General features: G+C 61.9%; 7 protein-coding genes. 3 read left to right on the top strand and 4 right to left on the bottom strand.

All coding sequences use genetic code 11. From position 1 onward, the window contains the following. The coding region (locus tag ACOXXX_RS09995) for an IS3 family transposase (protein ID WP_422826429.1) at positions 1–658 on the top strand (658 nt) is incomplete at its 5' end. Between the two features lie 226 nt (positions 659–884). On the opposite strand, the gene ACOXXX_RS09990 is transcribed toward ACOXXX_RS09995, so the two are convergent. From ACOXXX_RS09990 to ACOXXX_RS09980, 3 genes are all read right to left on the bottom strand, one after another. Further along, positions 885–1,937 carry a 2,3-butanediol dehydrogenase gene (locus ACOXXX_RS09990; protein ID WP_422826428.1) on the bottom strand — a complete coding sequence of 351 codons (1,053 nt, stop codon included), beginning with the start codon at positions 1,935–1,937 and terminating at the stop codon, positions 885–887. 89 nt (positions 1,938–2,026) lie between these two features. Beyond that, positions 2,027–3,826: an NAD(P)-binding domain-containing protein gene (locus ACOXXX_RS09985; RefSeq protein ID WP_422826427.1), complete on the bottom strand. Its 1,800-nt coding sequence runs from the start codon at positions 3,824–3,826 to the stop codon at positions 2,027–2,029. A 140-nt stretch (positions 3,827–3,966) separates the two neighbouring features. Further along, positions 3,967–5,715, bottom strand: coding sequence for a sigma-54-dependent Fis family transcriptional regulator (locus tag ACOXXX_RS09980; protein ID WP_422826426.1), 1,749 nt, complete (start codon positions 5,713–5,715; stop codon positions 3,967–3,969). 348 nt (positions 5,716–6,063) lie between these two features. On the opposite strand from ACOXXX_RS09980, the gene ACOXXX_RS09975 reads away from it, so the two are divergent. Then, positions 6,064–6,831 (top strand): FadR/GntR family transcriptional regulator, encoded by a 768-nt coding sequence (locus ACOXXX_RS09975; protein ID WP_422826425.1) that lies wholly within the window; start codon positions 6,064–6,066, stop codon positions 6,829–6,831. Here ACOXXX_RS09975 and ACOXXX_RS09970 read toward each other — a convergent pair whose 3' ends face one another. Continuing rightward, entirely contained in the window at positions 6,832–7,503 is a 672-nt protein-coding gene (locus ACOXXX_RS09970) for a DUF1028 domain-containing protein (protein WP_422826424.1), read from the bottom strand. Between the two features lie 103 nt (positions 7,504–7,606). On the opposite strand from ACOXXX_RS09970, the gene ACOXXX_RS09965 reads away from it, so the two are divergent. Further along, positions 7,607–9,184, top strand: coding sequence for an ABC transporter substrate-binding protein (locus ACOXXX_RS09965; RefSeq protein WP_422826423.1), 1,578 nt, complete (start codon positions 7,607–7,609; stop codon positions 9,182–9,184). Positions 9,185–9,190: the final 6 nt, after the last annotated feature.

Genomic DNA, 9,190 nt, shown 5'->3' with positions numbered 1-9,190 from the left:
GACAGAGGAACTGAAGGAATTGGGCCTTGAAGTCGGGCACCGCCGTATCGGCAGGCTAATGAGCGAGAATGGCATTGAGGTGAAGCGGAACAGGAAGTTCAAGGCGACGACGGACAGCAACCATGCCTTCAACATCGCGCCCAATCTGTTGAACCGGGACTTCCACGCAGATGCGCCCAATCAGAAATGGGCGGGCGACATCAGCTATGTGTGGACCCGCGAAGGCTGGCTCTATCTGGCTGTCATCCTTGACCTGCATTCCCGGCGCGTCATTGGCTGGGCTGTCAGCAATCGAATGAAACGCGATCTGGCGATCCGGGCACTGAACATGGCGATTGCGCTGCGACGGCCACCGAAGGGCTGCATTCACCATACCGATCGCGGCAGCCAATACTGCTCTCACGACTACCAGAAAATCCTGCGCCAGCATGGGTTCCAGGCATCAATGAGTGGCACTGGAAATTGCTACGACAACGCAGCGGTGGAAACCTTCTTCAAAACGATCAAGGCTGAGTTGCTGTGGCAACGCTCCTGGCGCACACGTCGCGACGCCGAGATCTCCATCTTTGAATACATCAATGGCTTCTACAATCCGCGACGGAGGCATTCAGCACTCGGCTGGAAAAGCCCTTTGGCCTTCAAAGCAAAGGCTGCATAAGTGAGCAATCGGAGCGGCACGAAAGCGTGACAGGTCCAGTAATTGCTTGTCCCCATATCGGACTCCTCGCCTCAAAGTTAGGCGGCGAAGCGTCTACAAATCTAGGCGCACCTCATATTTCGTAAGGGTGTACCCAAAAAGCGCCTAAATCCTTCATGCTGCGCCTATAAGGGGCTCCGGCCGCGGCCTGTTATCGGGGCGGCCGGATTTCCGATGCAGCAGGACGTCAGTCGGGTGCTTCGACCAGGATTTTCACATGAGACTTTTCCGCCGCAAGCGCTTCGAAGCCTTCAGCGACGATCTCGTCCAAAGGGATCCGCTTGGTTACCAGTTGATCGGCGCTGAAGTATCCTTGCGTCATAAGCGCCATGACCGCCGGGTAGACATTGCGATAGGCGATGGTGCCCTTCAACTGCCTCTCCTTGAGTACGACAGTGTTGGGCTGGAAGGACGCCTCCTGTTCCCAGATCGACACGACAAGAACCTGGCCTTCGTGGCGGGTGGCGTCGATGCATTGCGGCAGAACCTGAGGCACCCCGGTTACCTCGAAAGCAACGTGAACCCCACCCGTCGCCTCTCGAACCTCCACGACAGCGTCCATCGCGGTTGGATCGATCGCCGATGTCGCACCGAGATCAAGCGCCTTTTGCCGCCGCACCTCGGACGGCTCCACAACGTGAATCTCTGACGCGCCTGCAACGCGCAGCGACTCCACAACCAGAAGTCCGATTGGACCCGCGCCGAAGACCGCGGCCTTATCGCCCGCCTTGATCTTTGAAAGGCGCACGGCGTGCAGGGCGACGGCAGCAGGCTCGACGAGCGCACCTTGTTCCATGGAAAGCGCTTGGGGCATCTTGTGCACCATGCGGGCGGGGACAACGCTGTAGGTGGCAAAACCACCGTGCCCGCCGGATAGGCCGACAAAACCGAGGCTGTCGCAAAGGTTGTATTTACCTTCCAGGCAAGCGGCGCACTCCCCGCAGGCAAAGATCGGTTCGATGGCGACGCGGTCGCCCACCGCAAGGTCGGTCACGCCGTCGCCCAACTCCGCCACGGTACCGCAATATTCGTGTCCCATGGTGATCGGCGCCTTGTCGTGGCTCAGGGGGTGGTCTTCATCCACGGGCACAAATATCGGCCCGGCGAGGTATTCGTGCAGGTCGCTACCGCAGATTCCGGTCCAAGCGACCTTTACCTTCACCTCGCCCTTGCCGGGTTTTGGTTCCGGTATGTCTTCGACGCGAATATCCTTCACGCCATGCCAACGTGCTGCTTTCATTTCTTTTCTCCAATGTCAGTAAGGGGTGCGCCCGGCGGGAGGAACGGCCGGGCGCTTGGGCGCGCCATCTTTGGCGCGGCCAGGTCACATCACGACAGGTGATGCACCTCTTGCAGGCCGTAGACGGGGGTGTCGAGCCCCTCCATCCGCGCCTTCAATTGCAACGCAAGGTACAAGGAGTAATGGCGAGACTGGTGCAGATTGCCGCCATGGAACCAAAGGTTGTCCTGCTGGGTCGGCTTCCACATGTTGCGCTGCTCGCCTTCCCAGGGGCCGGGGTCCTTGGTGGTGTCGGAGCCGAGCCCCCAAACCTTGCCAACCTTGTCTGCAACGTCCTGGCTGATCAGGTCTGCGGCCCAGCCGTTCATCGAGCCATATCCTGTCGCCATGACCACCAGGTCGGCGTCCAGATGCGTGCCATCCGACAGCACGACACCGGTCGCGTCAAAGCGTTCCACCTGACCTTTCACCAGCTTTACGTCGCCATCGATGATCAACTGGCTGGCGCCCACATCGATGTAGTATCCCGAGCCGCGGCGCAGGTATTTCATGAACAGGCCGGACCCGTCGTCGCCCCAATCGAGATCAAACCCGGCCCTCTCAAGCCCGGCATAGAACTCGGCATCCCGCTCGCGCATCTGGTCATAGAGCGGGATCTGGAATTCATGCATGATCCGGTATGGCAGGGAGGCAAAGATCATGTCGGCCTTCTCGGTCGTCACGCCGTTGGCCACTGCCTCCTCGGAATAGAGCGCGCCAAGGCCGATATCCATCAAGGTATCGGACCGTACGATATGAGTAGACGAACGTTGGACCATCGTCACATCGGCATCTGCCTCCCAGAGCGCGGCACAGATGTCGTGCGCCGAGTTGTTCGAACCGACGACGACCACTTTCTTGCCACTCCAGGCATCCGGGCCTTCGTGCTGGGAGCTGTGCTGGATCGTACCCTTGAAATCGTCCATGCCCGGGAACTCTGGCATGTTCGGTTTGCCCGACATCCCCGTGGCCAGCACCAACTGGGTCGGTCGCAGGTTGACCTCTTCGCCGTCGCGGTTGACCTTCACGGTCCAGGTGCCGGCGTCCTCGTCATACTGCGCACTCTGTACTTCGGAGCGGGTCCAGTAGTTGATCTCCATGACCTTGGTGTACATTTCCAGCCAGTCACCGACCTTGTCCTTGGGCGTGAAGACCGGCCAGTTGTCGGGGAACTTGATGTAAGGCAGGTGATCGTACCAGATCGGGTCATGCAGGCAGAGTGACTTGTAACGCGACCGCCACTGATCGCCGGGCCGGTCGTGCTTGTCCAGAACGATGGTCGGGACGCCGAGCTGGCGCAGGCGTGCGCCAAGGGCGATGCCGCCCTGCCCACCACCGACAATCACGGTATATGGCTGCTCGGACTGTCCAAGCTCGGCGGCTTCGGCTTCGCGCTTTTCCTTCCACGACTTCCTGTTTTTTGCGGCGCCGTGTTCTGCGCCCATGGGTCGGCGCTTGCCGCTGTTTTCCTCGAAGCCCTTCAATTCCTGCAGCGCGGTCAGCAGCGTCCAGATCCGCCCATCCTTCAGGCGCATCAGGCCCCAGCCGCGGCCCGTGGCGGTTTCAAACGTGATCCATGCGGTAACGACGCCACCATCCTCGCCGGGCGCTTCGTCGTGCTGAAGAGCGAAAGCGTGTGGCTTGGTATGTTTCAATTGCGCCGCCAGCATGTCCTGCACTCCAGACGGCCCCTCTACCGTCTTGAGGTTCCAGGTCACGGCGACCAGGTCGCGCCAGTAACTGTCAGTGGCAAACAGAGCGCTTGCTGCCTGCGCGTCGCCTTCCTCCATGGCGGCGTTCAGGTTGTCGAGCACCTCTTGCACCTGTGCGGTGACTGTCGAATCGAGCATTGCGGTTCCTCCTCATCAGCAATGTGATGAGGGCAGAGTGGTGAATGGACGTGCGGCCAATCCACGGGAATCCGGCAAATGTCGCCCTATATGTGATTGCGGCGCTCCGGAATGTTGCACACGCAACGTCGCGCAACAGATCAGTCGGGCGCGCGCAACCCCTCTCTGCGGATGCGGCGTAGAACCGTCGACCGGTTCACACCCAACCGACGTGCGGCACGGGCCATGTTCCAGTTGCAGGCGTCCAGAACCGCCTCCAGATCCTGCTCGTGCGCGCGAGACTGCGTCGCGGGAGGTAGATCCGGCAGGTCGATCACGGTTGTTTCCGCCATTGCACAGGCGACATCCAGCACATTGCCAAGTTCGCGCAGGTTGCCTGGCCAGTTGCGCGCAGTCAGTTCGGCCCGCGCCGAAGGTGTCAGGCGCATTTCACCTCCGCGGCGACGCCGAAGCAGGCGGTCGATCAACCAGCCAAGGTCCTGCCTTTCGCGCAGGGGCGGCAATTCCAGCGCGGAGCCGGACAGGCGGAAATAAAGCGCAGATGGCATGATCTTTTGCGCCATCAGGTCCGACGGCGCGTATGTGGTCGTTGAGATCGGGCGTACATCCGGGTTCGCATCCAAAAGGCCCGCGAGAACCCGTGCGGTGTCCGGCTGCAAATCCTCGATTCGGCGCAGCAGCAACGTGCCGGGCCCCGACTGTCCGGCAAGCGCGTCACGCATCTCTTCGGGGTGCGTTCCGGCACAATCGATGGCAACGAAACGACCGCGGCGGGATGCCATGTGAATGGCGCGGGCCAGCTTGGTCTTGCCGCTGCCGCTTTCGCCGCAGATGAGCAACGGCACATGCGTCGGCGCGAGCCGGTCCGCCTGCGTCAGGAGCCGGATCAAGGTCGGGTCGCTTCCAGCAAGGGTGGCATGGAACCCGCTTAGGGCACGTTTTTCCGAGGCCTCCGCCCCCATGTGGGCCCTGCGTGGGGCCTGAGGGGCAATAGCATGGCCGAACACGGCGCCTCCGTCTCCCAAAGCCACGACCCTTTCTTCGGTGGGACGATCCCGCATCAGGTCTGGCAGGTCATCGACATTCAACCCCAGAAGACTGTCGATCCGTTCACCGATAAGGCTCTTGCCGCGCGACAGCATCCGCGTTGCGCCGCGCGTGGCCCCGATCACCCGACCTGACCCATCGAGTGATACGGCCGCTTCCGGGTCCACGTCGAGAAATTCGAAACTGGAGGAAAATCTCAGCACCCACTCGCGACGGCTGGCCGCCATCAGATTTGCCATTTCGACCCTCCGGGCGGCCGCCGTCACCAGGGACATGGCGAGGTTCTGGCTGCTTTTCGGGGCGGGAGAGCGCAGCAGAGAGATATCCAGCACTGCCGCGAGTTGTCCGAGGCTGTCGTAGATCGGCGCTGCGGTACATGACAGCCCCGTATGTGCATTTCCAAAGTGATCGTCCTGATGCACGGTCACCGGTTCGCCGGTGAAGATGCAAGCCCCGACACCGCAGGTGCCGGCAAGATCTTCGGACCAGTTCGAGCCTAGGTAAAGACCTGCGTTGCGCAACTCGTCGACAAACAGATCGTCCCCGAAAAAATCGACGCAGACGCCTTCTGCATCCGTCAATAACAGAACGTAATTCTGTCCTGTGACCTGCCGAAACAGGCTTTGCAGGCTGGATCGCGCCGCGCCGATCATCCAATCAGCCTGATCGCGGTGTATACGAAACTCCGTGTCCGTGACGATATGGGCGGGGTCACTGCGCGTTGGGTCCATCCCGTACAGCTCTACGCACCGACGCCAGGAAGCATCTACGTAACCATCCCGGCCTGACGCATGACCGTCCAGAACCTGTGCGATCTCTTCGACATGATGACGCTCAACCATGAGACCCTCCTGATAAAGACGATAGCACAATCGAGAGGTGCCCGCACAATGGAAGACCGTTAATCAGGTTCTGGTGCATAGAACCGAACGTGTTTGCACGGCGACGTCCTCTAGGTTGAATGGCGCCGTGTATCGTGGACGCCTTCTTAGCGAAATCTGAAGCAAGGAGGCCATAATGGGCAGGAACACTTGCAGTAACGATTTCAAGCGGGACGCGGTCGCGCAGATCATCGAACGGGGTTACCCGGTCAGGGAGGTTTCCGCTCATCTCGGTCTTGTATTTTTCATGATAAATCGCTTTGCTTTGCTGCGCGGCGGCCGACGTCGTCCGAACCGAAAGCGAGGAGAATGCCAGGCAGCGCATCCCAGGATCCCAAGGCCCGTTCGCGGCGCTCGCGCCCGCTGCGCGTGGCGGACGAGATCAAGGACTGGGTGGTCGAACGCGGCTTGCAACCGGGTGACCGGCTTCCCGGAGAGGCTGACCTGATCGCCCGGTTCGGCATGTCCAAGGGGACGATTCGCGAAGCCATGCGGCTTTTGCAGGCGCAGGGGCTGGTGGAAACCAAGACCGGCCCCGGCGGGGGCAGCTTTGTCGGCGAGGTGACGCGCGACCGGGCGGCGGCGCTGCTGGCCAATTACTTCTACTTTCGCGATGTGACCATCGACGACATCTACCAGGTGCGCATCGCGCTTGAACCCGGGCTTGCCGCCGGTCTGGCGGGGCGCTTGTCCGAGGCGCAGATCGCCGAGTTGGAAGCGATCATGCAGGCCTATGCGCAGCCCGCGTCGGATGCGGAGGAAGAGCGGCAACAGCATGTCGCCTCGCTTCGCTTCCATGCGCGGCTGTCGGATTTCGCAGGCAATGCGCTGCTGGGCTTCTTCATCGGATTCATGGCGCAGATCCTCACCGATCTCACGGTCTACAAACGGCTTTATGCGACGCCGAACCATGACCTCTGGCGGACCGGTCGCCAGCACCAGATCGACCTGATTGCGGCGCTGCGCCGGGGCGATGCCGATCAGGCGCGCGAGATCATGCGCAGCCATATGGAGATGGCCCGGGCGCAGATGGAAACGCAGGAAGCGCAGGTCATGAAACGCTTTATCGCCGAGTGATCAGCCGGGAAACGGGCTGGCGCGTTCGGGGTCGGCCAGTGTCGGCACATGCCGTACCCATTCCGCGTAAAGGCCGGTCGTCGCACGCTGGTAAAGCGCACGCAGCGCGTCGAGCGGCGTGTCGGAATGGTCGATCCGCAGGCTCAGCGGCGGACGGTCCTTGCCGACCACGAGCAGGGCAGCAGACAGCAGGCCGCGACTGTCTCCACCAGCCTTTGACGCCCGCTCAAGCGCATTGAGAAGCTGCAGGTCCAGCCCGCCGGTGCCGGTCAGAAAGCCGTCAAGGCAGGCATCTAGGACCGCATCGGAGGCCAAGAGGTTGCCGGTGACGACAACCCCCGGCGCAAACCGCGCGCCCGCGGTCTGAATGCTGTTCGCACCGGTAAAGGCCCCGGTTCCGCCAGCGGGATCAAGCGCCGCCAGCTGCCGCTCGTCCCGGCCCGCGTCGGCCTGAACCACGTGCCCGACCGCCGCCTCGGCGGTCTCGCCCGCGCGCATCCGGGTCAGCACGTCCTGTCCCCACATCGTGCTGGGCAGCGATCCCTGAGAGGCCGAAAGCCCCGATTCGGGGTCCCCGCGCAGGACCCAGCCGCCGACGCACAAGCTGCCGGTGGTCGCGGCGCCGCCATAAGCGCCTGATTTTTCGTCATATGCGAGTATCGAAATCGTCATGGCGGTCTCCGGCTGGTCTTGGGCTTGAATTTATCATGAAAATTTGGCCTCATTCAATTTATCATGATAAATAAAAGATAGACCTACAGGAGAGGAAGACGTCATGTCGCTTTTTCACGTCACCCGCCGGGCCGTCATGGCCGCAGGTACCGCCCTTGCCCTGACGACGGGATTTGTCGGCGGCGCCCTGGCCCAAACCCCGCCCGGCGTGCTGATCGTCGGTCAGATCGCCGAACCCAAGGCGCTTGATCCCGCGGCGGTGACCGCGGTCAACGATTTCCGCATCCTGATGAACGTCTACGACGGGCTTGTGCGCTACAAGGACGGCACGCTCGAGGTGGAACCGGCGCTGGCCACCGATTGGGAGATCAGCGAGGACGGCACCGTTTACACCTTCACCCTGCGCGAGGGCGTGAATTTCCATGACGGCAGCCCCTTCAACGCCGAGGCGGTGAAGTTCAACTTTGACCGGATGCTGAACGAGGATCACCCCTATCACGACACCGGCCCGTTCCCGCTGGCCTTCTTCTTTTCTGCGGTGGAAAACGTAGAGGTCGTCGATGACCTGACCGTGCGCTTCACGCTCAATGCGCCCTATGCGCCGTTCCTGTCGAACCTCGCCTATCCCACCGGGCTGATCGTGTCGCCCGCCGCGGTAGAGCAGCACGGCGCGGACTTTGGCCGCAACCCGTCGGGCACCGGCGCCTTCACCTTTGCCGAATGGCGGTCGAACGAGGCTGTGGTGGTCGAGGCGAACCGCGACTACTGGGATGGCGCGCCCGAATTGCAGGCGGTCGTCTTCCGCCCGATCACCGATGCCAACACCCGCACCGCCGAGATGCTGGCAGGCGGTATCGACCTGATGGTCGAGGTGCCGCCGGTGGCGCTGAGCGAGTTTCAGAGCGACGCCTACACCGTCCATGAACAGGCGGGCCCGCATGTGTGGTTCCTGATCCTGAACGCCAAGGATGGCCCCTTTGCCGACAAGCTGGTCCGGCAGGCGGCGAACTATGCCGTCAACAAGGAGGCGCTGGTCAACGAGGTGCTGGAAGGCACCGCCGAGGTGGCCGCGGGCCCGACCCCGCCCGCCTTTGCCTGGGCCTACAACCCGGATCTGGAACCCTATCCCTATGACCCGGACAAGGCGCGCGAGCTGATCGCCGAAGCCGGGGCCGAGGGGGCAGAGCTGACCTTTTACGTGACCGAAGGCGGGTCCGGCATGCTTGATCCCATTGCCATGGGCACGGCGATCCAGGCCGACCTGGAGGCTGTGGGCTTTGACGTGAGCATAGAGACCTACGAATGGAACACCTTCCTGGGCGAGGTGAACCCGGGTCTGGAAGGCAAGGCCGACATGGCCGAAATGGCGTGGATGACGAACGACCCCGACACGCTGCCCTTCCTGGCGCTGCGCACCGACGCATGGCCGGACAAGGGTGGGTTCAACTCGGGTTACTATTCCAACCCCGAGGTGGACAAGCTGCTCGAGGACGCCCGCGTCGCCACCGATCAGGAGGAACGCGCGCGGCTTTACAAGGAAATGCAGACCATCGTGCAGGATGACGCACCTTGGGTGTTCGTCGCGAACTGGAAGCAGAACGCCATCACGTCCGATCGGGTCGAGAATTTTTCCCTGCAGCCGTCGTTCTTCCTGCTTCTCGAAGATGTCGTGAAAAACTGATCCTCC

This window comes from Thalassococcus sp. BH17M4-6 (assembly GCF_049323015.1).
GTDB lineage: Bacteria > Pseudomonadota > Alphaproteobacteria > Rhodobacterales > Rhodobacteraceae > Puniceibacterium.
The sequence above is the reverse complement of the archived record's forward strand: the minus strand, read 5'-3'. Positions and strand labels throughout refer to the sequence as shown.

Coding starts and splice junctions, on each gene's coding strand:
- ACOXXX_RS09990 (WP_422826428.1), bottom strand. CDS start 1,937: ATGAAAGCAGCACGTTGGCATGGCGTGAAGGATATTCGCGTCGAAGAC.
- ACOXXX_RS09985 (WP_422826427.1), bottom strand. CDS start 3,826: ATGCTCGATTCGACAGTCACCGCACAGGTGCAAGAGGTGCTCGACAAC.
- ACOXXX_RS09980 (WP_422826426.1), bottom strand. CDS start 5,715: ATGGTTGAGCGTCATCATGTCGAAGAGATCGCACAGGTTCTGGACGGT.
- ACOXXX_RS09975 (WP_422826425.1), top strand. CDS start 6,064: ATGCCAGGCAGCGCATCCCAGGATCCCAAGGCCCGTTCGCGGCGCTCG.
- ACOXXX_RS09970 (WP_422826424.1), bottom strand. CDS start 7,503: ATGACGATTTCGATACTCGCATATGACGAAAAATCAGGCGCTTATGGC.
- ACOXXX_RS09965 (WP_422826423.1), top strand. CDS start 7,607: ATGTCGCTTTTTCACGTCACCCGCCGGGCCGTCATGGCCGCAGGTACC.